Source organism: Streptacidiphilus pinicola, assembly GCF_003258295.1.
Taxonomy (GTDB): Bacteria; Actinomycetota; Actinomycetes; order Streptomycetales; family Streptomycetaceae; genus Streptacidiphilus; species Streptacidiphilus pinicola.
On record NZ_QKYN01000230.1, the window covers coordinates 1 to 24,397 of the forward strand.

The following is a 24,397-nucleotide window of genomic DNA, read 5'->3' on the forward strand; positions in this document are numbered from 1 at the left end:
GACGCCGCCGAACAACTTTTGAGGAAGAGCCCCCTGACCACCGGTCAGGGGGCTCTTCTGCGTTGTGCGCTAATATCGCGGGCCATGGAGCCGGACTTCGCGATACCCGACCTGAGCGGTGCCGTTCTCCTGACACAGGCCGGGCAGGAGGTGCTGCGCGCATCCGGCGGAATCGCCCAGCCGGCGACCGGGGCGCCGTGTACTCCGGAGACCAGATTCCGCATCGCGTCGCTCAGTAAGCAGTTCACCGCTGCGGCGGCCATGCTGTTGGTCCAGGATGGAGTGCTTAGCCTTGAGCAGCCGATCGCGGATCTGCTGGAGGTCTGTCCGGCCGCCTGGAGTGGCATCACGCTTCACCACCTCCTGTCGTGCAGTTCTGGTCTCTGCCATTGGGAGGCCCTGCCTGGCTTCGACATGCACAACCCCGGCACGCCGGACGAGTTCGTCGACCGCCTGGCAAAGCAACCGCTGCTCTGTGCGCCCGGGGAGGAGTGGAACTACAGCAGCCCGGGGTTCGTGATCGCGGCGTTGGCATTGCAGCGCGTCACTGGGCGGCCTCACCATGAGTTCCTCGCCGAGAGGATCTTCGAGCCGCTGGGCATGACCTCCACGGGCGCCGGAGCGACGGTGCCAGCTGCGGGGGTCAGTGGAACGCGCGGCGGGGTGGTCGTCGCCACGCCCGCCACGGCGGATTTCCCAGGGGCGGGTGATCTGTCGTCGACAGTCCATGACCTCGCTCGCTACTTCGCGGCCCTCGACGCCGGCACGCTGCTCAGCGAGGAATCCAAGCGTGCGATCCGTACGGCGCACGTTCCGGTCCCGGAAGCCGCCGGCTCGGACCGACTGCGGCTCACGGCTGTGGGCTACGGGTACGGCACCTTCGTCGGCCGGATGGGTGGCCGGCCTGCGCACTATCACCCCGGCGACGTCGACGGATTCCGTGGACTGACTCTCCATGTCCCCGCCCTCCGGGCGGCCGTGCTGGTTCTGAGCAACCGGAGCGAGGCGGATGTGGAGGAGATCGCGGCTCAGCTGCTGCCGTATCTCCCGAGTGGCAGCTGACGGCCTGGCAATCTGCCACCTCACACGGACGGATCGGTCCTCAGGATCCAGCGGCTCAGGCACCAGAGGACGATGCCCGTGAGGCAGCCGCTGGCCACGACGTCCCAGAGCCAGTGGTAGTCGCGCCAGATGAGGCAGGCGCCGACACCGGTGCAGAGGAAGGCCGTCAGTGGGTAGATCACGCGGCGCAGGCCGGGCCAGGCGCGGCAGAGGATCAGTGCCGCGGTGCCCAGGCAGATCGACGCGGTCGCCGTGTGGCCCGAAGGGAACCAGCCCCAGTCGCCCGAGGCGACGGGCGCGCCTTCGGGGCCGGGGCGACCGATGAGGATCTTGCCGGGGATGACCGTGCCGAAGAGCGCCAGCGCCGCGAGGAGCGCGGCGCTGAGGGGGCGCCAGGAGCGGGTGCGGGTGGTGGCGGTCAGGGCGGTGAGGGCGAGGACCGTGCCCGAATAGGTCGCCAGGCCGAGGTCGGTCCAGTACTCCGCGAGGGAGTTCGTCCAGGACCATGGATCCGCGGCGACCCATCCCTGTACGGTGTCGCGGGTCCAGCGGTCGACCGCGAGCAGCGGGCCGTTGGTGAGGACCTGTTCCGTGAGGACGGCCAGGATGGTGAGCAGCACGGTCGGGAACCACACCGACCGGAAGAGGACAGCGCGAAGCCGCCCCGGAGCAGGGGGGAGAGCTCCGGGGCGGCTGAGGTGATCGACGTTCCGCTTGGCCCGGGGGGTTTGAGCTAGGCGTTCTGTCGATCGGCTGAGGGGATCCGCAAGCGGATCCGAAGTGGTGTCCTCGGTGATGTCGCGCTTCTCCATCTGCTTTGACAGTACGACACGGCGGACGCAAGGGCGATCCGTCTCACCCACCCGCCATCAGGTCCGCACACCTTCTTCACTCGCCCGGGGCAACGCTTAGGACGGGTACGGACGTTGGTGCGGACGCCGGCTCCGGCCTGGTGGCCGCGACCAGGCGCGGACCCCACTTCGGGTCCTGGAACACGTCGTGGAGCACGGTGACGACCGTACCGGTGTGCTCGGCGTGGATCATCGCGCCGCCGCCGAGGTAGAGCCCGACGTGGTGGATCCGGCCCCCGGGCTCGGCGAAGAAGAGGAGATCGCCCGGGAGCAGCTCGTCCTGCCGTGTGATCGAGTGGCCGAGCTGGGACTGGGCGGCGCTGTAGTGGGGGAGCGTGATCGCGCCGGCGCTGCCCTGGTACCAGGCGTAGCGGACCAGCCCGCTGCAGTCGAAGCCGACGGTGTGGTCGGCGGAGCAGGAGCCGTCGGGCAGGTAGCCGTTGACGCCGTCACAGAAGCCGAGCGTCGGGCCGGTGAGGCTGCCGCCGCCCCACGCGTAGGGGATGCCGAGCTCGGCGAGCGCGACCTGGACGGCCGCGACGCCGCGCAGGCGCTCCGCGGTGGTGGGGGCGGCGTCCGCGGCGTGTGCGGACGGGGCGGGCACGAGCACGATCGTCAGGGCGAGCACGGCCAGCAGGCGGGTGAGCCGGAGCAGGAACCTCATGCGGGCGATCACTACCCCGCGCGAGAGCCTCCGTCACAGCACTGTGCCCCCGACGGGCGAACCGACGGGGGCACAGCGAGGTGGAGCGGGGAGTGATCAGAGCGCGGCGAAGGCGTTCTCGAGGATGTCGAGGCCCTCGACGAGCAGCTCCTGCGGCATGACCAGCGGCGGCAGGAAGCGCAGCACGTTGCCGTAGGTGCCGGCGGTCAGGACCAGCAGGCCCTCGTTGTGGCAGAACTTCGCCAGCGCGGCGGTCGCCTCCGGGTTCGGGTCCTTGGTGCCCGGCTTGACCAGCTCGATGGCGATCATCGCGCCGCGGCCGCGGACGTCGCCGATGACGTCGAACTTCTCGGCGAAGGCGCGCAGGCGGGTCAGCATGGTCGCGCCGATGGCCTGGGCCTTGGCGTTGAGGTCGAGCTGCTTCATGGTCTCGATCGAGCCGAGCGCGGCGGCGCAGGCGACCGGGTTGCCGCCGTAGGTGCCACCGAGGCCACCGGCGTGGGCGGCGTCCATGATCTCGGCGCGGCCGGTCACCGCGGCGAGCGGCAGACCGCCGGCGATGCCCTTGGCGGTGGTGATCAGGTCCGGGACGATGCCCTCGTCGTCACAGGCGAACCACTGGCCGGTGCGGCAGAAGCCGGTCTGGATCTCGTCGGCGACGAAGACGATGCCGTTGGCCTTGGCGAACTCGACGATTGCCGGGAGGAAGCCCTTGGCCGGCTCGATGAAGCCGCCCTCGCCCTGGATGGGCTCGATCACGATCGCGGCGACGTTCTCGGCGCCGATCTGCTTCGTGATCATGTCGATCGCCTGGGCGGCTGCCTCGGCGGCGCAGTTCTCGGCACCGGTCAGCCAGCGGTAGGGGTACGCGAGCGGGACGCGGTAGACCTCGGGCGCGAACGGGCCGAAGCCCTGCTTGTAGGGCATGTTCTTCGCGGTCATGCCCATGGTGAGGTTGGTGCGGCCGTGGTAGCCGTGGTCGAAGACCACGACGGCGGTGCGCTTGGTGTAGGCACGCGCGATCTTGACGGCGTTCTCGACGGCCTCGGCGCCGGAGTTGAACAGCGCGGTGCGCTTCTCGTGGTCACCAGGGGTCAGCTCGTTGAGCTGCTCGGCGACGGCGACGTAGCCCTCGTACGGGGTGACCATGAAGCAGGTGTGCGTGAAAGCGGCCAGCTGCTGCGAGGCGCGCTCGACGACCAGCTCGGCGGCGTTGCCGACGTTGGTGACGGCGATGCCGGAGCCGAAGTCGATCAGGGAGTTGCCGTCGACGTCCTCGACGACGCCGCCGCCCGCACGGGTGATGTAGACCGGCAGGGTGGTGCCGACACCGGCGGCCACCGCGGCGAGCTTGCGTGCCTGCAGCTCCTGCGACTTCGGCCCGGGGATCGCGGTGACGAGGCGGCGCTCCTGCGGGAGCGAGGGGCCGCCGGGAAGCTGAGCAGCGCTCATGAGGTGGTCTCCCATGCGTTTGCGTTGTGGGTCGGATCCGAAGGGGGCGGGGGGATCGTCCCCTTTGAGCAGGCTACGGCGGGTCCGGGGCGCGGGCATACGCCGAAGGGGAGTGAACCGGGGACGGAATTGTCCGGTGCGGACACTGATCATGATCCGCGTGCTTCCACGCGGGGAGCGGGTCCGCTCCACTAGATTGAGAGCTTCGAGTCGGGCTTGTGTGCGGCGCAAGGGAGCGGGACGGCGATGTCACTCGACGGGCACACGGCGATTCCCCCGATGCCTTCCGTCCCGCCGCGCGTGCCGGGCGGGGCGGCGATCCCCCCGCAGCCCGGCGCCCCGGGCGCCGGAGCGGGCTTCGACCTCGTCGGCTGGGTCTCCGCGAAGCGCCACCGCACCCCACCGGGCGTCTTCGGCCTCGGCCCCGAACCCCGCTCCGCCGACGAGAAGACCCTCGCCGACGACGCGATCCCGGGCTGGAAGCTCCTGCTGCGGGCCGCGTTGAACGCCGTGGTGGCCTGGGAGCTCTTCCTCTACGCCCAGCCGGCGATCACCTGGCTCTTTCAACTCCTCTTCCCCGGCGAGATCGCGGCGGTCCAGCGCAACGACTCCACCGCCATCATGATCGCGAACATCCTCTGGGTGCTGACCGCGCTGTTGCTGATCTGGATCTTCGGCCGGATGGGCCGCTGGCGCGCGGTCGGCAGGCGCTACCTGCTGCCGCTGCTGCGCGGGTTGCTCGCGGCGCAGCGCCGGCACGCGGCGCAGAAGGCGCAGAAGGAGAAGGAAGCCGGCGGCGAGCCCCAGGGGATCGTCGACCCGTGGGCCCCGCTGAGGGCGGTGGCGGAGGTTGGGGGGTTGGCGGTGTTGGATGCGGAGACCGCGCAGGGGTTGGTGGGGGATGTGGACCACCAGCGGTTGCTGCGGGCGTTGGAGTGTGTGCGGCACGAGCCCGCGCGGTTGCGGGCGTTGTTGGACGCGGTGCGGGAGTACGGCGCGGTGGCGTGTGCGCATCCGTCGGGGGCGCGGGAGTTGGTGGGGCGGGGGCCGGCGAACGATCTGTTGTTGCGTCAGTTGCGGCTCGGCGGCGCCGAGAACGTGCCGAAGAATCCCGCTGGTTACCGCGGCGCGGACATCGCGCTGGATCCGCTGCTGCTCGGGACCTCGCTGCTGGCCGTCGGACCGGCCGGGAGCGGGAAGACGACGCGGCTGACGCGCCCCGTCGCGGAGGCGCTGTGTCTGCAGGCGCTGACGGGGACGGCCGTGGTGGTGGTGGTCGGCGCCGCCGACGCCGATCTCGGGCCGGCGGCCTGGTACGACGTGGTGGTCGCGCCCGGGGCTGCGCAGTCAGGAGATCCGCAGGCCGGGTACGGGCTGGACCTCTTCGGGGGCGCGCAGCACACGGACGAGGCGGCGGCGCGGCTCGCGGACGCGCTGCTGCCGGACGAACTGGCGCTGCGCACGGAGGCCGCGCGGCTCGCGCTGCAGCAGATCGTCGGACCGTTCGAGGCCGGGTACGGCCGGCTGCCCGGCGTGCGGGAGCTGGTGCTGCTGCTGCGCGGCGAGGAGGGTGCGTGGGCGGCGCTGCTCGCTGCCGTGCGGGAGAGCGGGACGCTCGACCGGCACCAGCACGAACTCGCCCAGCGCGAGCGCCTGCACGGGCTCGCCGACGATCCGGGCGCGCTGCTCGCGGACCGGCTCGCGCTGCTGGACCGGCCCGTCTTCGCCCGCTGCTTCAACGCCTCCGCGGGGGACCCGGAGTCGCTGCCGCTGTTCGCTCTGCGCGCGCTCGACCACCCGCTGCGGGTGCGGATCGCCCTGCCGGACCACAGTCACCCCGAGGCGGCGCGGATCCTCGGCCGGCTCGCCGTCGGTCAGTTCCTGCACGCCGCCGGGAGCCGCGCGGACCGCTCGCTCTTCGCCGGGCTCGTCGTCGACGACGCCTCGTCGGCGGTGGACACGCACGCCATCCGCGGGCTGCAGCGGCTGCGGTCCGCGAACGGCGGCGCGGTGCTCGGGCTGCGCACGCTCGTGGACGTGCCCGAGGCGCTGCGCGCCCCGCTGTTCGGCGCGGTCGGCGGCCGGATGGCCTTCCCGGGCCTGGCGCCGTGGGACGGCAAGCTGTTCGAGGACGCCTGGGGCACGGTCTGGGTCGACGAGCGGGACGTGACGCGTGCGCTGGACACCTCCGGCGGCGTCCTGCGGCGTTCCTTCCGGGGCGTGCGGGCCCTGCTGGAGGGCGAGCGGGCGCAGACGGAGAGCGTGACGACCCGCAAGGTCGAACGACGTCGTTGGTCCGCCTCCGATCTCGCGCAGGTGCTGCCCCGCGGCCACGCGGTCGTCTCGCTGACCTCGGTGGACGGGAGCCAGGTGCCGCCGCTGCTGGTCCGCCTGCCCTGAGCCGAGCCGCTCCTCCCGGTGGCCGGCTGTTCGAATGCAACGCGCGAGTAGCTGCGCCGCTGAGGCAGAATCGACGGAAGAGGGTTGGACGTGTCGTCCAACCCCCGCCAGACCCGGTGCGCCGCAAGGACGCGGTGCCCCGCAGCCCGCGTTCCGCCGAAGGTGTCATGTCGAACGAGAAGCCCGCGCGCCCCGACGACGAGGTGCGGCACAGCAGTGTCACGGTGGCGTCCCTGGTCGCGATGCCGGGGCTGGGACTCGTCGTCCGCGCGGGTGAGACCGCGCTGGAGCGGCCGGTCCGGTGGGTGCACACCAGTGAGCTCGACGACCCGGTGCCCTATCTCGAGGGCGGCGAGCTGCTGCTGACCACCGGGCTGAAGCTGGGCAAGGCCAAGGAGAAGCTGCGCCAGTACGTGCACCGGCTCGCCGACGCGGGTGTCGCCGGGCTCGGCATCGGCGTGGGGCTCACCTACGACGAGGTGCCGCCGGCGCTGGTCGACGCCGCGGCCGAGCGCGCGCTGCCGTTGCTGGAGGTGCCGCAGCCGACGCCGTTCATCGCGATCAGCAAGGCCGTGACGGCCGCGCTCGCGGCGGAGCAGTACAAGGCGGTCACCACCAGCTTCGAGGCGCAGGAGGAGCTGACCCGCGCCGCGCTCGGCAAGGACGGCACCGCCGCGGTCGTCGCCAAACTGGCGGCGCGGCTGGGTGGTTGGGCGGCCCTCTACGACGCGACCGGCGGCGTGGTCGTCGCCGCGCCCGACTGGGCCGCGCGCCGGGCCGGGCGGCTGCGCCCGGAGGTGGAGCGGCTGCGCTCCCAGCCCGCCCCCGCGAGCATGGCCCTCCAGGGGGACGCCGCGGACACGCAGGACTACGTCGTGCTGCAGTCGCTCGGCGCGGACCGCCGCGCCCGCGGCTTCCTGGCCGTGGGCACCGAGGACCGGCTCAGCTCCGGGGAGCGGTACGTCGTCAACGCCGCCGTCGCACTGCTGACGCTGACCCTGGAGCGCTCACGCGACCTGCGTCGCGCCGAGGACCGGATGCGGACCGCGCTGCTGCGGCTGGTCCTCGCCGGGGAGACGGTGATCGCCAAGGAGGTCGCCGGCGCGCTGCTGGGCGGGTTGCCGCAGGGTCCCGTGCGGGTGCTGATCGCCGAGGGCGACGACCTGGCCGAGCTCGGCGACCGCGCGGAGCAGGCCGCGGCCCGCACGGGCGAGCCGCTGCTGCTGGCGCCCGAGGGCGAGCGCCTGGTGCTGGTCGCCGTCGACGGCGGGATGGTGCACCAGGTCTGCACGGACCTGGCGGTCGACCTGGAGGCCGTCGCGATCGGCATCTCCGCCCCGACGACGCTGGAGTCCGCGGGTTCGGCTGCCGCCGAGGCGGAGCGGGCCCTGGCCGTCGCGCTGCGCAGCGGTCGACGCAGTGTCGACCACGCGGAGGTCGGCGCGGGCTCCCTGCTGCCGCTCCTCGGCGAGGAGGCGGTCCAGGCCTTCGCCGAGGGCCTGCTGCGGCCGCTGCGCGAACACGACCGCACCTCCCGCGGTGATCTGGAGGCGAGCCTCCGAGCCTGGCTCTCCCGCCACGGCCAGTGGGACGCGGCGGCCGCGGACCTCGGCGTCCACCGCCACACGCTGCGCTACCGGATGCGCCGGGTCGAGGAGCTGCTGGGCCGGACGCTGGACGACGCGGACGTCCGCATGGAGCTGTGGATGGCGCTTCGCGCCACGGGCGACTGACGAGTCAGTCGCTCGCGCCCCTGAAGTGGCCGCGGCGTCCAGTTCGACTCACCCGTCTCGTACGTTCCGGACAAGCCGGATCGGGTTCGTTCCCGCCTACCGTGGGGGCTGAAAAGTCCTGTAATTCACGACGGAAGGGCCGGTGACCGCGGTGACCACCACCTACGCATTCTGGCTGGCGGGGCGGCAGGAGACCGGCCCCGAGACGCTGGACGTGCACCACCCGTACGACGGCCGGCTGGTCGCCAAGGTGAGTGTCGCCAGTGACGCCCAGGTCGAGGAGGCCGTCGCGGCCGCCTACGCGGTCAAGGACGAGTTCGCCGCCACTCCGGCGTACCAGCGTGCCGCCGCGCTCGACCACGTCGCGAAGCGGCTTGCCGAGCGCACCGAGGAGCTCGCGCAGCTCATCACCGCCGAGAACGGCAAGCCGATCAAGTGGGCCCGCGGCGAGGTCGGCCGCGCGGTGAGCGTCTTCCGCTGGGCCGCGGAGGAGGCGCGCCGCTTCAACAGCGGTGAGGGCCAGCGGCTGGACACCGACGCCGGCGGCACCGGCCGCCTCGGCCTGGTGCGCCGCTTCAACCGCGGTGTCGTGCTCGGCATCGCGCCGTTCAACTTCCCGCTGAACCTGGTCGCGCACAAGGTCGCCCCGGCGATCGCCGTCGGTGCGCCGATCATCCTCAAGCCGGCCCCGGCCACCCCGCTCTCCGCGATGATCCTCGGCGAGATCCTGGCCGAGACGGACCTGCCGGCCGGCTCCTGGTCCGTGCTGACGGTCCCGAACGACCGCATGCCGGCGCTGGTCCAGGACCCGCGTCTGCCCGTCATCTCCTTCACCGGCTCGGACAAGGTCGGCTACGCGATCCTCGACTCGGTGCCGCGCAAGCACGTCACCCTGGAGCTCGGCGGCAACGCCGCGGCCGTCGTGCTCGGCGACTGGAACTCCGAGGCGGACCTGGACTGGGCCGCGACCCGCATCGCGACCTTCGCCAACTACCAGGGCGGCCAGTCCTGCATCTCGGTGCAGCGCGTCATCGCCGACGCCACGATCTACGACCGCCTGGTCGAGAAGGTCGTCGAGAAGGTCGGCGCCCAGGTCACCGGCGACCCGGCCGACGCCGGCGTCGACGTGGGCCCGCTGGTCAGCGAGGACGCCGCCAAGCGCGTCGAGTCCTGGGTGGACGAGGCCGTGAACGCGGGCGCCAAGCTGCTCGCCGGCGGCGAGCGGGAGGGTGCGAGCTACGCGCCGACCGTGCTGGCCGAGGTGCCGGACGGCGTCACCCTCGCCACCGAGGAGGTCTTCGGGCCGGTCCTGTCGCTGCAGAAGGTCGACGGCGTGGACGAGGCCTTCGCCGCGGTCAACGACTCGAAGTTCGGTCTGCAGGCGGGCGTCTTCACGCACGACGTGCAGGTGGCCTTCCGTGCCCACCGCGAGCTGGAGGTCGGCGGTGTCATCATCGGTGACGCGCCCTCCTACCGTGCCGACCAGATGCCGTACGGCGGCGTGAAGGACTCCGGCGTGGGCCGCGAGGGCGTGGCCTACGCGATGGCCGACTACACCTACGAGCGCGTGCTGGTGCTCACCGGTTTGGCCCTGTAGTCACGTCTCACCCCTGGTGACCATGGGTGCACTCAGCGTACGGTCGGAAGATACTGGCAGGTATCCCACCGTGAGGTGATGCCCCATGTCCGGCTCCGTCCCTCAGGGCTCCTCCGCTGGGGCCGATGCACCCAAGGTCACCGAGCGTGAGGCGCGACGCGTCGCGGAGGAGGCCCGGGAACAGGACTGGCGCAAGCCCAGCTTCGCCAAGGAACTGTTCCTGGGCCGTTTCCGTCTGGACCTGATCCACCCGCATCCGCTGCCCGACGCGGAGGCGGAGCTGGAGGGTGCCGAGTTCCTGGCCCGGCTGCGGGACTTCTGCGAGAAGAAGCTCGACGGGGCGGTCATCGAGCGGGACGCGAAGGTCCCCGACGAGGTGGTCCGGGGCTTGCTGGAGCTGGGCGTCTTCGGGATGAAGATCGACCGCGAGTACGGCGGGCTCGGCCTCACCCAGGTGCACTACAACCGGGCGCTCACCCTGATCGGCAGTGTCAGCCCGGCCGTCGCGGCGCTGGTCTCCGCGCACCAGTCGATCGGGGTGCCGCAGCCGCTGAAGCTGTTCGGCACACCCGAGCAGAAGCGCGCCTTCCTGCCGCGCTGCGCGACCACCGACATCACCGCGTTCCTGCTCACCGAGCCGGACGTGGGCAGTGACCCGGCCCGGCTGGCCACCAGCGCGACACCGAGCCAGGACGGCTCGGAGTACGTGCTGGACGGCGTGAAGCTGTGGACGACCAACGGTGTCATCGCCAACCTGCTCGTGGTCATGGCGCGGGTGCCGAAGTCCGAGGGGCACCGGGGCGGCATCACGGCCTTCGTCGTCGAGGCGGACTCGCCGGGCCTGACGGTGGAGCACCGCAACGCGTTCATGGGCCTGCGCGGCATCGAGAACGGCGTGACCCGATTCGACGGTGTCCGGGTCCCGGCGGGGAACCGGATCGGGCGCGAGGGGGAGGGCCTCAGGATCGCGCTCACCACGCTCAACACCGGGCGGCTCTCGTTGCCTGCGATGTGCGTGGCGGCGGGCAAGTGGTGTCTGAAGATCGCTCGGGAGTGGTCCGCGGAGCGGGAGCAGTGGGGCCGGCCGATCGCCCGGCACGAGGCGGTGGCGGCCAAGATCTCCTTCATCGCCGCGACCACCTTCGCGCTCGAGGCGGTCGTGGAGCTGGCGGGCCAGATGGCCGACGAGGACCGCAACGACATCCGCATCGAGGCCGCCCTGGCCAAGCTCTACGGCTCGGAGATGGGCTGGCTGATCGCCGACGAGTTGGTGCAGATCCGCGGCGGGCGCGGCTACGAGACGGCGGCCTCGCTGGCCGCGCGCGGGGAGCGTGCGGTCCCGGCCGAGCAGGTGCTGCGCGACATGCGGATCAACCGGATCTTCGAGGGCTCGAGCGAGATCATGCACCTGCTGATCGCCCGGGAGGCCGTGGACGCGCACCTGAAGGTCGCCGGGGACCTGATCGAGCCGGAGGCCGACCTGCGCCGCAAGGGCCGCGCCGCGGCCAAGGCGGGCGCGTTCTACGCGGCCTGGCTGCCCAAGCTGGTCGCGGGGCCGGGGCAGGTGCCCACCTCCTACCGCGAGTTCAACCGTCCCGGCTATCCGGACCTGGCCACACACCTGCGCTGTGTCGAGCGCAGCGCACGCAAGTTGGCGCGTTCCACGTTCTACGGCATGTCGCGCTGGCAGGGCCGGATGGAGACCAAGCAGGGCTTCCTGGCGCGCGTCGTCGACATCGGCGCGGAGCTGTTCGCGATGAGCGCGGCGTGCGTGCGGGCCGAACTGCTGCGTTCCACGCAGGGCCCGGACGAGGGGCGGGCCGCCTACGAACTCGCCGACGTCTTCTGCCGCCAGGCCCGGCTGCGCGTCGAGGGGCTCTTCGGCCGGCTCTGGGACAACACCGACCGGGCCGACCGTCGGCTGGCCGACCAGGTGATGACGGGCCGTTACACCTGGCTCGAGGAGGGCGTGCTGGACCCCTCGGGGGAGGGAGCGTGGATCGCGGACACGGCGCCCGGAACGGCCGAGCGCCCCAACGTGCATCGTCCGATCGGGGGGTGAGCTGATAACGGACGAGACACGCGGATGGGGAGATCCGTTGTGCTTCATGCACCCTTGACACACCTGACACGCGCTCACGACTACGATGCGCACTGGCGTGCGAGAAGAGGAGCTACCACCGGGGGCTCGTACGTCGAGGCTTCCGCATGCGCGCAGGGCTCCCGGTGTTTCGACGACGAGGAGCAGGTCCAGCGTGAGTTACCCGCCGTACGGGCAGAACCCGCAGCAGCCGCGGCCAGGCGGCAATCCGGCGCAGCCGCCGTACGGCGGTCAGCCTCCGCAGGGTTACCCGCCGCAGCAGCCGCCCCGCCCGCAGCAGCAGGGCTACCCGCCGCAGGGCCCGAACCCGTACGGCGCGCCCCGGCCGCCGCAGGGCCCGGGCCCGTATGGCGCACCGCAGCCTCCGCAGGGCTATCCGCAGCAGCCGCCCCGCCCGCCGCAGCAGGGCTACCCGCCCCAGCAGCCGCCGTTCGGCGGCGGCCCGGGTGGCTTCGGCGGCCCGGGCGGACCCGGTGGTCCGGGCGGACCGTACGGCGGCCCCGGTGGCCCCGGCGGGCCGATCGGTTCGGGCGGCAACGGCGGCGGGCCGCGCCGCAAGCGCGGGATGCTCATCGGCGCGGCGGTCGTCGCGCTGGCCCTGGTCGTCACCGTCGTCGTGGTCGCCTCGAACAGCGGCAAGGGCAAGGGCGGCGGCAGCAACGACTCCACGGGCGGTGGCGGCGGCACGATGGCCGCGCCCGCCAACGGCAAGTCCTGGAACCCGCCGTCCTGGGCCAACCCGGCCAACGACATCGGCCCCGCCAACCCCAAGACCGTCGTCACCGGCCAGGTCTGGTACGCCAAGTCCGCCCCGCAGACCATGGCGCAGTACGCACAGGAGGTCGGCACCCCCGGCGACCCGAACTATCACAAGTTCCTTTCGTCGAGCGACTTCTCGACCAAGTTCTCCACCGGCCAGGGCGCGGGCGAAGCCGTCTCCCAGTGGGTGCAGCAGGACGGCATGAAGATCGTCAGCAAGGACTCCGAGTCGATCGTCGTCTCCACGACGATCGGCAAGGTCGAGGACGCGCTGAAGGTCAAGATCCACCGCTACAAGCACGACGGCCGGGTGGACATCGCACCCACCACGCAGCCGCAGTACCCCCAGAACGTGGGTGACTACGTCGCGGCCGTCACCGGTCTGACCACCTCCAGCCCCGTCGGCCGCGGCAGCATGTACGTCGCGGACGCGGCCAGCGCCGACTGCAGCACCTTCTACGGCCAGCGCTCCTCCGGCCTGCCCGCAGGCCCCGACGGCACGCCCGCGCAGTACATGTGCGGCTACACCGCCAAGCAGCTGCGCACCGCCTACGGCGCGGCGGCGAGCGGCATGAGCGGCAAGGGCGTCACCGTGGCCATCGTCGACGCCTACGCGTCGCCGACGATCGTCCAGGACGTCGACAAGTGGTCGCAGGAGATGGGCCTGCCCCCGCTGAAGCCGGGTCAGTTCTCCCAGCACGTCCCGTCGTCCTACGACCCGAGCAAGACCAACGCGGGCGACGCCGCCGGCTGGTGGGGCGAGGAGACGCTCGACGTCGAGGCCGTGCACGCGATCGCGCCGGACGCGAAGATCGTCTACTACGGCTCGGCGTCGACCGACACCTCCGACTTCTACCAGGCCTTCCAGCAGATCATCTCGAACCACACGGCGGACGTCGTCTCCAACTCCTGGAGCGGTCCCGAGATCGGCACCGACCAGAGCGCGATCGCGGCCGGCCAGCAGATCTACCAGCAGGGCGCGGTCGAGGGCATCAACTTCAACTTCTCCACCGGCGACTCCGGTGACTTCACCGCCGGGGACAAGGGCACCACGCCCAGCCCCGCCGTGGGCTACCCCTCGTCCGACCCGTGGGTGACCGGCGTGGGCGGCACCACCCTCGGCACCGACGCCGCGGGCAACTACAAGTGGGAGACCGGCTGGGGCACCATGTCCTACCCCAGCAGCGGCAGCGGCTGGTCCACCCAGGGCACGTTCCAGGGCGCCGGCGGCGGTGGCATCAGCCAGTTCTTCCAGCAGCCTCCGTACCAGGTCGGCGTGGTCCCGGACTCGCTGGCCAAGGCGAGCGGCCAGAGCCACCGGGTGCTGCCGGACGTCTCGATGGTCGCCGACTCGCTGACCGGCATGAACGTCGGTGAGACCGTGGGCAACGCGGTGGCGCAGCCGGCCGGCAGCGGCGTGACCTACACCATGAGCGGCGGCTCCTGGAAGGAGGAGACGGTCGGCGGCACCAGCCTCGCGTGCCCGCTGTTCAGCGCGATGGAGGCGCTGGCGATCCAGAACTCCGGCTCCCCGCTGGGCTTCGCCAACCCGGTGCTGTACAAGCAGTACAACTCGGCCAGCTTCCACGACGTCAAGCCGAATCCCGTGGGCGGCCACGAGCCGAGCTGGGCCTTCAACACCGACCAGGGCCCGGTCCTGGCCCGCTCGGACGAGAACACCAGCCTGAAGACGACGGACGGCTTCGACGACATCACGGGCATCGGCAGCCCGTCCGAGCAGTTCATCACCTGGTTCAAGGCCCACCCGACGGGCCAGTGAGCATTCGTTCCCGCAGGTAGGTGCACGATCAGGGGCGCGGGGAACTGCGCGACAAGCCACCCTCTGCGGATGGTCCCCCGGTAACAGGGCCATCCGCACAAAGTGGTTGCTCGCGCAGTTCCCCGCGCCCCTGGGGGTTGCCGGGTGCTCGCCTGCATCCGCGAACAGGACAGAATGGGCCCATGACACTTCTCGCCGACCCGCATCTGCGTTTCGAGCCCGTCGTCGCCGACCCCGAGGGGCCTCGGGAGTTGGTGATCCTGGGGTCCACCGGTTCGATCGGGACGCAGGCCATCGATGTCGTGCTGCGGAACCCCGGACGATTCAGGGTGGTGGGCCTGTCCGCCGCCGGGGGGCGGGTCGCGCTGCTCGCCGAGCAGGCGCTGCAGCTCGGGGTGAAGGTCGTCGCCGTGGCGCAGCCGGACGCGGTCGCGCCGCTGAAGGCGGCGCTCGCCGCCGCCGCGCCGAAGGGCGCGGCCCTGCCGGAGATCCTGGCGGGGCCGGACGCCGCGACCGAGCTCGCGGCGATGGAGTGCCACTCCGTGCTGAACGGCATCACCGGCTCGATCGGCCTGCGGCCGACCCTCGCCGCGCTGCGCGCCGGGCGCGTGCTCGTGCTCGCGAACAAGGAGTCGCTGATCGTCGGCGGCCCGCTGGTGAAGGCGCTGGCCAAGCCGGGGCAGATCGTGCCGGTGGACTCCGAGCACACCGCGCTGTTCCAGGCGCTGATGGCCGGCACCCGCCGGGAGGTCAGCAAGCTGGTGGTGACCGCCAGCGGCGGTCCCTTCCACGGCTGGAGCCGCGAGAAGCTGGCCGGGGTGACCAAGGAGCAGGCGCTGAACCACCCGAACTGGGCGATGGGCCCGGTCATCACGATCAACTCGGCGACCCTGGTCAACAAGGGCCTGGAGGTCATCGAGGCGCACCTGCTCTACGACATCCCGTTCGAGCGGATCGAGGTCGTGGTCCACCCGCAGTCGGTCGTCCACTCGATGGTGGAGTTCGTGGACGGCTCCACGATGGCCCAGGCGAGCCCGCCGGACATGCGGATGCCGATCTCGCTCGGCCTCGGCTGGCCGGACCGGGTGCCGGACGCCGCGCCGGGCTGTGACTGGACCAAGGCCGCGACCTGGGAGTTCTTCCCGCTGGACACCGAGGCGTTCCCGTCGGTCGGGCTGGCCCGCGAGGTCGGGGAGCTGGGCGGCACCGCGCCGGCGGTGTTCAACGCGGCGAACGAGGAGTGCGTGGAGGCGTTCCTGCAGGGCCGGCTGGCATTCACAGGGATCGTGGATACGGTGGCGAAGGTCGTCTCCGAGCACGGCACTCCCGCCAAGGGAACTTCGTTGACCGTCGAGGACGTCCTGGCTGCCGAGGCCTGGGCACGCACCCGGGCCAAGGAGATCGCCGCGGGCTGAGCGCGGAGACGGCATGATGTTGAGCGGGGTGGCCGCAGCGGCGGCCGGCGCGGAACCAAGAGGAGCAGACGCACGATGACGACACTGATGACGATCCTGGGCATCGTGATCTTCGTGTTCGGCCTGCTCTTCTCCATCGCCTGGCACGAGCTGGGCCACCTCAGCTGGGCCAAGTTCTTCAAGGTGCGGGTGCCGCAGTACATGGTCGGCTTCGGGCCGACGATCTGGTCCCGCAAGAAGGGCGAGACCGAGTACGGCGTCAAGGCGATCCCGCTCGGCGGCTACATCCGCATGATCGGGATGTTCCCGCCCGGGGCTGACGGCAAGGTCGTGGCCCGCTCCACCTCGCCCTGGCGCAGCATGATCGAGGACGCGCGCGAGCAGTCCTACGAGGAGATCCTGCCGGGCGACGAGACGCGGCTGTTCTACACCCGCAAGCCGTGGCAGCGGGTCATCATCATGTTCTTCGGCCCGTTCATGAACCTGATCCTGGCCGTGGTGCTGTTCCTGGTCGTGCTGATGGGCTTCGGGGTGCCGCAGGCCCAGCCGACGATCTCCTATGTCACGCAGTGCGTGGTCGCCAGCAACTCCAGTGCGGCGACGAGCGACACCTGCCCCAAGGGCGCCCCGGAGAGCCCGGCGGCCAAGGCGGGCCTGAAGTCCGGCGACACCATCACCTCGTTCGACGGCGTCGCGGTCACCAGCTACGACCAGCTGCAGAACCAGATCCGGCAGCACCCGGACGACCAGGTGACCCTGGGCGTCAAGCGCGGCGACAAGAGCTTCACCGTGCAGGTCACGCTGACCAAGAACAACCTCTACGGGATCGACTCCAACGGCAACCCGACCGACCAGATCGTCCACGCGGGCTTCCTCGGCATCCAGCCGATCCAGCCGACCACGCAGCTCGGTCTCGGCCAGAGCCTGGACCGGATGACGGGCATCGCGCAGCAGGGCGTGCACTCGATCGTGTCCCTGCCGTCCAAGATCCCTGGCCTGTGGGGCGCGGCCTTCGAGGGCAAGAAGCGCTCACTCGACTCGCCCGTCGGCGTCGTCGGCGTGGCCCGGGTCGGCGGCGACGTGCTGGCGATGCACGCGCCCGCCAGCGCCCGGATCGCGACCATGTTGCAGCTGCTCGCCGGGCTGAACCTGTCGCTGTTCCTGCTGAACATGCTGCCGCTGCTGCCGCTGGACGGCGGCCACATCGCCGGCGCGCTCTGGGAGGCCGTGCGGCGCCAGTTCGCCCGCCTGGTCAAGCGCCCGGACCCGGGCCCGTTCGACGTGGCCAAGCTGATGCCCATCGCCTACGTCGTCGCCGGGATCTTCCTGTGCTTCACCGTGCTGGTGATGATCGCCGACGTGGTGAACCCGGTGACGCTGGGCTGACCCGTCCGGAGTCGGCCGTTCACCGGAGCGTTCAGGCGCGTCGGGTAACGTGGGGGTCGGGTGCGCCGACCGGTACAGAGCGCACCCGGCTGGCCTGGAGTGACCGGGCAGCCGCCGCCTCACTGTGGGGATTACGCAAGCAATGACCGCTGTCTCGCTGGGTATGCCGTCGGTGCCGCTGGAGCCCTTGGCGCCGCGTCGTATGAGCCGTCAGATCATGGTGGGGAACGTGCCGGTCGGCGGCGGTGCGCCGATCTCGGTGCAGTCGATGACGACGACGGTGACGGCGGATGTGAACGCGACGCTGCAGCAGATCGCGCAGCTGACGGCGTCGGGTTGTCAGATCGTGCGGGTGGCGTGCCCGTCGCAGGACGACGCGGACGCGCTGGCGATCATCGCGAGGAAGTCGCAGATCCCGGTGATCGCGGACATCCACTTCCAGCCGAAGTACGTCTACGCCGCGATCGACGCGGGCTGTGCGGCGGTGCGGGTGAACCCGGGCAATATCCGGCAGTTCGACGACCAGGTCAAGGAGATCGCGAAGCGCGCCGGCGAGGCGGGGATCCCGATCCGGATCGGCGTGAACGCGGGCTCGCTGGACAGGCGCCTGCTGGAGAAGTACGGGCGGGCGACGCCGGAGGCGCTGGTGGAGTCGGCGCTGTGGGAGTGCTCGTTGTTCGAGGAGCACGGTTTCCGTGACATCAAGATCTCGGTCAAGCACAACGACCCGGTGGTGATGGTGGCGGCGTACCGCAAGCTGGCGGCCGCGTGTGACTACCCGCTGCATCTGGGCGTGACCGAGGCCGGTCCGGCGTTCCAGGGCACGATCAAGTCGGCGGTGGCGTTCGGTGCGCTGCTGGCGGAGGGCATCGGGGACACGATCCGGGTGTCGCTGTCGGCGCCGCCGGCGGAGGAGATCAAGGTCGGTACGCAGATCCTGGAGTCGCTGGGGCTGCGGCAGCGCGGTCTGGAGATCGTCTCGTGCCCGTCGTGCGGTCGCGCGCAGGTGGATGTGTACAAGCTCGCGGAGGAGGTCACCGCGGGGCTGGAGGGCATGGAGGTGCCGCTGCGCGTGGCGGTCATGGGGTGTGTGGTGAACGGCCCGGGTGAGGCGCGTGAGGCGGACCTGGGTGTGGCGTCGGGCAACGGCAAGGGCCAGATCTTCGTGAAGGGCGAGGTCATCAAGACCGTGCCGGAGTCGAAGATCGTGGAGACCCTGATCGAGGAGGCCCTCAAGCTCGCCGAGCAGATGCAGGACGCCGGCGTCGAGTCCGGCACCCCGACCGTCGTCGCCGCCGAGTAGCACGGCCAGTAGAACAGCAGGGCAACCTGGGGTTGACGTGGCTCGCTTCTCCGGGCCACCGTCGATCCCAGGTTGACGTATGTCGCGCCTTGGCCCAGGGGGTCGCCAGGGTCGCTCGAGGAGATAGGGTGCCCCCCGTGTTGAGCAGTTCTGTGGCGACGACGCGTGTGCTGACGCCCGCGGACCTGCCGGCCGCGCTCGAGGTGCTGGACCGCGACCCGATCGAGAACGCCTTCGTGGCGGCCCGGGTCGCCGTCGCCGGTCTCGACTCCTGGCGGCTCGGCGGCGAGATGTGGGGCTTCTTCGAGCACGGCCGTCTCGAGGCCCTGTGCTACTCCGGGGCCAACCTGGTCCCGCTGAGCGCCTCCTCCGCGGCCGTCCAGGCTTTCGCGGACCGCGCCCGCAAGCAGGGCCGCCGCTGCTCCTCGATCGTCGGGCCCGTCGAGGGCACCGCCGAGCTGTGGTCCCTGCTGGAGCCGCACTGGGGCCCCGCCCGTGAGGTCCGTGCGCGCCAGCCGCTGATGGCGACCCGGGAGCCCTCCCGCGAGATCGCCCCCGACCCGCGGGTGCGCCGGGTGCGCCGCGACGAGATGGACCTGCTGCTGCCGGCCTGCGTCGCCATGTTCACCGAGGAGGTCGGCGTCTCGCCGCTGGCCGGCGACGGCGGCCTGCTCTACCGCGCCCGGGTCGCCGAACTCGTCACCGGTGGGCGGGCGTTCGCCCGCTTCGAGGGTGACCGCGTGGTCTTCAAGGCCGAGATCGGCGCGGCGACCGAGGGCGCCTGCCAGATCCAGGGCGTCTGGGTCGCCCCGGAGTTCCGCGGACGCGGCCACTCCGAGAGCGGCATGGCCACCGTCGTCGACGTCGCGCTCCGCGAGGTCGCTCCCGTCGTGAGCCTCTACGTGAACGACTACAACGTCGTCGCCCGCGCCGCGTACCGCCGGGTGGGGTTCACCGAAATCGGTGCGTTCATGAGCGTACTGTTCTGAAGTCCGCGCGTGATGTGAGCGTTTCGTGTGCACGCGTGTTGCTTGTGTGGCGATTGTGACGTCCCGCCTCTCGCTTGGGCGCACGGTGTGCATACACTCACGCCGTCCTCGCCTCGGCTGACCGCGCGTGGGTCGATCCGCGTCCGCCGCCGTCCCCGGGGTGCCCTCGAAGGAAGGACGGCGCGTGTTATCCCACCGACGCAAGCCCCGCCGCCGACTCCCCGTGCTGGCCGGCCTCCTCACCGCTCTCCTGGGCCTGGTGGCCCTTGTGAGCAGTGCCATGGCCGCGGCAGCCCCCAACGGACCGGGCGCCCCCGCCGCCCAGCCCTCTGCCGCCCAGCCCCCGGTCACACCGAACCCCGACTGCACCCTCCGCGTGCCCGCCGGCCCGCTCACGGCCGCCGGCCTGGCCACCCCGTACCAACTGACCGCGACCGACGCGGCCATGGGCCCCTGCCACGAAGCCGACCTGGCCCAGTCGGCCTTCGTCCAGGCCACCGTGCTGGACCCGGCGACCGGGGCGGTCTCCGTCTACGACCCGCTGGTGGTCGACCGCGGCACGCGCCCGGCCCACCGGCCGGTCGTGCCGAAACTGCCCGCGCACGCCGTGGTCGGACTCTGGTTCGGCTTCAACGGCAACAATCTGACGCTCGCCGGGAACACCACCGCCGGACGCTGCGTCAACGGCGCCCCCGGCTCGGTCTTCGGCCAGTTCGCCTACTGCGACGCGACCGCCTTCTTCACGGCCGCGAACCGCGCGCGGCAGGCCGGACGCCTCAAGGTGCCGCGGTCGGGCCGCGGCCGCGACGGCGCGCCCTGCCCGACCACCCGCGACTTCGGCCTCGTCGACCAGGACCAGAGCGACAACGTCACCACCGCCTACCTGGCCACCCCCGACGGCCGCACCGCCCAGCGCACCACCGCCGCCACGGCGGCGCTCGGCCCCCGAGGCGCGGTCGCGCTGCTCAACGGCAGCGACAACCTGCTGCTCACCGCCTTCGTCGACCCCGCTCTCGGCTGCACCCCCTGGACCGCGCCGGACCTCGCCGACCCGCGTCACACCACGACCGCCCTGGCCCTGGACGAGCTCCAGGCCGCCGCCGACCAGGCCGCGCCGGTGGCACTGGTGCCGGTCAACGACCCGATGGTGCTTGGGCCCGGCGGGGTCAGGAGCCGGGGCAAGACCAACCTGTACCGCGCCGGTGTCGACCAACTCCCGGTCGGGCACGGGGCGGGGACGGACCCGGGCGACGGAACGAGCTACTGCCGTCGCCTCGCCTCCGGGGGCGCGGCGCGGATCAAGGCCGACGGGCCGTTGTTCACCGCCTCGGCCTCGCCGACCGCGGGGCAGAACCTGCTGGACTTCCTGACCCAGCGTCTGACCGCCTCCCTGCAGAACCTCGGCTGCGGGCAGCAGCCACCGCCGAGCGGTGCGGGCCCGACCTCGAACAGTCCGACGGCGGAGCCCTCGGCCTCCGACTCGCCCTCGGCGTCGAGTTCGGCCACCGCGCCCACCCCGACGGGCGGATCGACGGACCCGACGACGGTGGTGCCCTCCGGCACCGGCCAGACGTCCCCGCCGGCCACGACCCTTTCGACGCCACCGTCCGCGCCGCCCTCCTCCGGCCCGGCGGCGGCCGAGACCCCCGCGCGCGTGACCGACTCCCCGACGCAGGCCCTGGTCGCGGACGTGGTCACCGACGTGGTCCCCAGCCCGATGCGGGTCGGCCGCGCCGCGACCGGCACCGCCGCCACGGCCTCGGCGCCGCCCACGATGCGGGGGCGGCTCGCCGACACCGGAGCGACCCGCGGGTTGTGGCCCCTCGCGGGGCTGGGCCTGTCCGTGCTGCTGCTCGGCTGCTCCGTCCGCCTGCTGGCGGGCGCGCGTCGGTACTGACCGTCGTCCAGGCGGTCATCTCGGGCCGCGCGGCCCGTACGGCCCGGCGGCCTCGCGGCCGCCGGGCTCGTCTGGTTGATCGTCCGCCCGAGGCGGTAGCGTCCAGCCATGGACCAAGTTCGGATCGAGCCCATCGATCTCGCCGCGTACGCCGCCGCCGCGCTGGACGTGCAGGCGGTGGCGTTCGGTCTCGGTCCGGAGGAGGTCGCGCTGCGGCTGCAGATCGTCCAGCGCCATGCCGAACTGCCCGGTGTCCACGCCGTCGGCGCGCTGCGGGGCGGGATGCTGGTCGGCTTCGGCTACGGGATGCCCAACGACCGCAGCCACTGGTGGTCCACCGTCATCGAGCCGTACCTCGCGGCCAACGGGTACGGCGCCTGGCTCGACGACGCCTTCTCGGTGACCGAGCTGCATGTCCACCCCCGGTACCAGGGGCTCGGGTTCGGCCGGGCGCTGATCACCGCGCTCTGCGCGGCCAGCCCGCTGCCGCACAGCATCCTCTCCGCCGTGGACCGGGAGACGCCCGCCCGCGCGCTCTACCGCTCGCTCGGCTACCAGGACCTGGCCCGGCGGGTGATGTTCCCCAACACCGTGCTGCCCTACGCCGTCATGGGCGCGCCGCTGCCGCTGCCTACGCGTCCTTCCCCTCGTCCGAACGGGGCTCGACCGGGTGACGGTGCTCCGCGTGCCGTTCCGCGTGGGCCCGGCGAGCCTCCTTGAGCTGCTCGGTCACCATCGACAGCCGGAACAGCGCCAGGACCAGCGCGGCCGCGAGGAAGCAGCCGAGCGGGCCGTAGACGATCACGTCGTACTGACTGCGCATCCACAGGGTCAGGCCGGACAGGGCCGGCACGCCCAGCAGCACCATCAGGTACCAGCGCCCGGGTGCGACCAGCGCGAGCGCCACCGCCAGCAGCGGGTACAGCAGGAACGCGTGCGGCAGCGCCCCCGCCAGCAGCGCCGTGACGGGCACCAGGAGCGCCGCGAGCACCATCGGCAGCCGGGTGTGGTGCAGCCGGGGCCGCAGCGCGGTCAGGACGGTGCCGCAGTACAGCACCGCGAAGATCCCCAGCACCAGCATCGCCAGTGTGGGCCGCGGGTACCGCCCGTGGATCACGTCGGAGACGAGCGGGACCAGCGCCAGCAGCACCCACGGCAGCAGCAGGTACGGGCTGAAGCGCGGAGCGCGCGCGATCTCCTCGTCGGTCAGCCGGCGGCGGCGTGGCGGCTCTGCCACAGGAACATCACTCCGGATCGATTGCATGTCGGTCTGTGTCTCAGAGCATGGCGTCTCAGAGCATGGCGGCGAACTCGAGGAACAGCGAGGCGTGCCGGGTGTCGCCCACGTCCAGGCTCCACAGGCCCGCCTCGACGACGCGGAACAGGGTCCAGCCGCGCAGCCGCTCCGGATCCACGGCGGCGTCCGCGGCCAGCCGCTGCACCCGCCGCCGGGCGGCGGCCTCCGGTCCGGGGGAGCCGGCCAGCGTCTCCAGCCGGTCCTGGGCCAGCCAGGCCAGGTCGTAGGCGCGCTCGCCGACCAGCGGCTTCGGGTCGATCGCCAGCCAGGGCGAACGCTCGGCCGCGAGCACGTTGCCGTGGTGGTAGTCGCCGTGCAGCAGCAGGTTCTCCTCGCGGGCCGCGGTGTCCTGCAACAGCGTCGCGGACAGGTCCAGCGCCTCGTCCACGAGCGGCGTCAACTCGGCCGCGGCGGGCAGCGAGCGACGGCGCGTCAGCTCCGCACGCAGGCCGCCGACGTAGTCGGCGACGCTCGTGAACGGGTGCGCCTCCGGTGGGGCGACCCAGAGGCGGCGCAGCGTGCCGAGCGCCTCCAGCATCGCCTTGTTCTCCGGCAGCGAGCGCAGCGAGACCTCGCCCTGCGCCCGCTCCAGCAGCATCGCCCGGTCCTCGGGCGCGCAGGCGTACATGCGCACGGCGCCGTGCCCGTCCCAGTGCGCGAGCGCGCGGTGCTCCTGCTCGCCCTCCGGATCCGGGTACCCCAGCTTCAGCGCCGCGGGCGAACCGTCCGCGCGCCGCACCAGCAGCACCAGACTGATCTGCCCGCCGGGCTCGCAGACCCGCTCCAGCGTCAGCTCCCACCGCGCCAGGTACTCCGCCGCGAGCCCCGGCAGCGCTTCGAGCCACGCCTGCCCGCGGTCGGACGCCCAGCAGCGGACGGTGTCCTGAAGCCGTGCGGGAATGCTGAAGGCAGGTGCCGTCATGCTCGCCCTTCGTCGTGATCGGGTGCTGCCATTGTCGGCCATCGGCCTGTGAGCTCTCCATGAGCCCCGTCAGGTGGGTGCACGGTCCAGGGGGCGGTGCAACAGCAGCTCAGCGTTCCGGTAGTCCGGGGAAGGGGGTGGGGGGCGCGCCCCAGGTCAGGGCGCGGAGGGCGGCGGCGCGGAGTTGGGTGGAGGAGTCGTCGCGGAAGTCGTTCTCGCCGGCCTGGACCGAGTTGGCGTACACCGCGGCGACGCGGTTCTCCAGCAGGGCCGCCAGGCGGCCCGCCGAGGAGGCGTCGGAGACCTCGAAGGGCAGGTCGTAGGCGGCGGCCGCCGCCCGCGGGGTCGCGCCCGCGGCCGTGATCCTGGCGTCCAGCGTGTCGCGGCGGGCGCGGTGCAGCTGGTAGTCCGAGGTGGCCTGGGCCCGGGCGCCGCCGCTGAGCAGCGCGCCCAGGACGCCGTAGCCGTAGACCGTGGCCTGCTCGGCGCCCAGCGCCGCCTGCAGGGCCTCCAGCTCGGGCGCGCTCGGGCGGAGCCGGTCGACGTTCGGGGTGGCGCCCGTGGGAGGCGCGCCGCCCAGCTGGGTGGCGCGCTGCGCCGCCCCGGCGCCGATCGAGGCCAGCAGCCGGGCCAGCGGGGGCGAGGTGACCAGCAGTTCCACCGCGCAGAGCGAGACCAGTCCGGCCTCTCCGCGCGCCAGCGCGGCAGCACTCGTCCGGGCTTGGGCCGTCGCGGACGCCGAGGCGGCGGGGGAGGCGGAGCTCGCGGCCGAGCGGGAGGGTGCGGGGG

At 72.2% G+C, this 24,397-nt stretch carries 18 protein-coding genes; 12 read left to right on the top strand and 6 right to left on the bottom strand.

What is annotated here, in order from left to right:
* Positions 1-1,062: serine hydrolase domain-containing protein (locus DN069_RS38035; protein ID WP_111507816.1), on the top strand; the 1,062-nt coding region annotated here is incomplete at its 5' end.
* A 20-nt stretch (positions 1,063-1,082) separates the two neighbouring features.
* On the opposite strand, the gene DN069_RS38040 is transcribed toward DN069_RS38035, so the two are convergent.
* The 3 genes from DN069_RS38040 to gabT form a co-directional block, all read right to left on the bottom strand.
* Entirely contained in the window at positions 1,083-1,697 is a 615-nt protein-coding gene (locus DN069_RS38040) for a phosphatase PAP2 family protein (RefSeq protein ID WP_207892407.1), read from the bottom strand.
* A gap of 253 nt (positions 1,698-1,950) precedes the next feature.
* Positions 1,951-2,577, bottom strand: a complete 627-nt coding sequence (locus tag DN069_RS38045; protein ID WP_207892408.1) for a C40 family peptidase — start codon at positions 2,575-2,577, stop codon at positions 1,951-1,953.
* Positions 2,578-2,673: 96 nt separating this feature from the next.
* Positions 2,674-4,029 carry a 4-aminobutyrate--2-oxoglutarate transaminase gene (gabT, locus tag DN069_RS38050; RefSeq protein ID WP_111507818.1) on the bottom strand — a complete coding sequence of 452 codons (1,356 nt, stop codon included), beginning with the start codon at positions 4,027-4,029 and terminating at the stop codon, positions 2,674-2,676.
* Between the two features lie 279 nt (positions 4,030-4,308).
* On the opposite strand from gabT, the gene DN069_RS38055 reads away from it, so the two are divergent.
* From DN069_RS38055 to DN069_RS38110, 11 genes are all read left to right on the top strand, one after another.
* Entirely contained in the window at positions 4,309-6,429 is a 2,121-nt protein-coding gene (locus DN069_RS38055) for an ATP-binding protein (RefSeq protein WP_133260188.1), read from the top strand.
* Between the two features lie 167 nt (positions 6,430-6,596).
* Entirely contained in the window at positions 6,597-8,162 is a 1,566-nt protein-coding gene (locus tag DN069_RS38060; protein WP_111507820.1) for a PucR family transcriptional regulator, read from the top strand.
* 151 nt (positions 8,163-8,313) lie between these two features.
* The gene (locus DN069_RS38065; RefSeq protein ID WP_111507830.1) at positions 8,314-9,759 is read left to right on the top strand and encodes an aldehyde dehydrogenase family protein; all 1,446 of its coding nucleotides are present in this window, start codon (positions 8,314-8,316) and stop codon (positions 9,757-9,759) included.
* An 85-nt stretch (positions 9,760-9,844) separates the two neighbouring features.
* A complete protein-coding gene (locus DN069_RS38070) occupies positions 9,845-11,821 on the top strand; it encodes an acyl-CoA dehydrogenase family protein (protein WP_111507821.1) in 1,977 nt (658 codons plus the stop codon).
* A 193-nt stretch (positions 11,822-12,014) separates the two neighbouring features.
* Positions 12,015-14,399 (top strand): S53 family peptidase, encoded by a 2,385-nt coding sequence (locus DN069_RS38075; RefSeq protein ID WP_165845827.1) that lies wholly within the window; start codon positions 12,015-12,017, stop codon positions 14,397-14,399.
* Between the two features lie 182 nt (positions 14,400-14,581).
* Positions 14,582-15,814, top strand: coding sequence for a 1-deoxy-D-xylulose-5-phosphate reductoisomerase (gene dxr, locus DN069_RS38080; protein WP_111507823.1), 1,233 nt, complete (start codon positions 14,582-14,584; stop codon positions 15,812-15,814).
* Positions 15,815-15,889: 75 nt separating this feature from the next.
* Positions 15,890-17,200, top strand: coding sequence for a M50 family metallopeptidase (locus DN069_RS38085; RefSeq protein ID WP_111507824.1), 1,311 nt, complete (start codon positions 15,890-15,892; stop codon positions 17,198-17,200).
* A 142-nt stretch (positions 17,201-17,342) separates the two neighbouring features.
* A complete protein-coding gene (gene ispG, locus DN069_RS38090; protein WP_111507825.1) occupies positions 17,343-18,503 on the top strand; it encodes a flavodoxin-dependent (E)-4-hydroxy-3-methylbut-2-enyl-diphosphate synthase in 1,161 nt (386 codons plus the stop codon).
* A gap of 140 nt (positions 18,504-18,643) precedes the next feature.
* On the top strand, positions 18,644-19,492 hold the full coding sequence (locus DN069_RS38095) for a GNAT family N-acetyltransferase (RefSeq protein WP_111507831.1): 849 nt from the start codon (positions 18,644-18,646) through the stop codon (positions 19,490-19,492).
* Between the two features lie 184 nt (positions 19,493-19,676).
* Positions 19,677-21,389 carry a hypothetical protein gene (locus tag DN069_RS38100; RefSeq protein ID WP_207892410.1) on the top strand — a complete coding sequence of 571 codons (1,713 nt, stop codon included), beginning with the start codon at positions 19,677-19,679 and terminating at the stop codon, positions 21,387-21,389.
* A 108-nt stretch (positions 21,390-21,497) separates the two neighbouring features.
* The gene (locus DN069_RS38110; protein ID WP_111507826.1) at positions 21,498-22,109 is read left to right on the top strand and encodes a GNAT family N-acetyltransferase; all 612 of its coding nucleotides are present in this window, start codon (positions 21,498-21,500) and stop codon (positions 22,107-22,109) included.
* Here DN069_RS38110 and DN069_RS38115 read toward each other — a convergent pair.
* The 3 genes from DN069_RS38115 to DN069_RS38125 form a co-directional block, all read right to left on the bottom strand.
* On the bottom strand, positions 22,021-22,626 hold the full coding sequence (locus DN069_RS38115) for a hypothetical protein (RefSeq protein WP_111507827.1): 606 nt from the start codon (positions 22,624-22,626) through the stop codon (positions 22,021-22,023). The genes DN069_RS38110 and DN069_RS38115 overlap by 89 nt on opposite strands.
* Before the next feature lie 55 nt (positions 22,627-22,681).
* The gene (locus DN069_RS38120) at positions 22,682-23,608 is read right to left on the bottom strand and encodes an aminoglycoside phosphotransferase family protein (RefSeq protein ID WP_111507828.1); all 927 of its coding nucleotides are present in this window, start codon (positions 23,606-23,608) and stop codon (positions 22,682-22,684) included.
* Between the two features lie 109 nt (positions 23,609-23,717).
* A partial coding sequence (locus tag DN069_RS38125) for a ferritin-like domain-containing protein (protein WP_243640326.1) occupies positions 23,718-24,397 on the bottom strand: 680 nt, incomplete at its 5' end.

Bases quoted from the DNA above. Each gene is read 5' to 3' on its own strand.
- DN069_RS38045 (WP_207892408.1), bottom strand. From the start codon at position 2,577: ATGAGGTTCCTGCTCCGGCTCACCCGCCTGCTGGCCGTGCTCGCCCTG.
- gabT (WP_111507818.1), bottom strand. From the start codon at position 4,029: ATGAGCGCTGCTCAGCTTCCCGGCGGCCCCTCGCTCCCGCAGGAGCGC.
- DN069_RS38055 (WP_133260188.1), top strand. From the start codon at position 4,309: ATGCCTTCCGTCCCGCCGCGCGTGCCGGGCGGGGCGGCGATCCCCCCG.
- DN069_RS38060 (WP_111507820.1), top strand. From the start codon at position 6,597: ATGTCGAACGAGAAGCCCGCGCGCCCCGACGACGAGGTGCGGCACAGC.
- DN069_RS38070 (WP_111507821.1), top strand. From the start codon at position 9,845: ATGTCCGGCTCCGTCCCTCAGGGCTCCTCCGCTGGGGCCGATGCACCC.
- dxr (WP_111507823.1), top strand. From the start codon at position 14,582: ATGACACTTCTCGCCGACCCGCATCTGCGTTTCGAGCCCGTCGTCGCC.
- DN069_RS38085 (WP_111507824.1), top strand. From the start codon at position 15,890: ATGACGACACTGATGACGATCCTGGGCATCGTGATCTTCGTGTTCGGC.
- ispG (WP_111507825.1), top strand. From the start codon at position 17,343: ATGACCGCTGTCTCGCTGGGTATGCCGTCGGTGCCGCTGGAGCCCTTG.
- DN069_RS38110 (WP_111507826.1), top strand. From the start codon at position 21,498: ATGGACCAAGTTCGGATCGAGCCCATCGATCTCGCCGCGTACGCCGCC.
- DN069_RS38120 (WP_111507828.1), bottom strand. From the start codon at position 23,608: ATGACGGCACCTGCCTTCAGCATTCCCGCACGGCTTCAGGACACCGTC.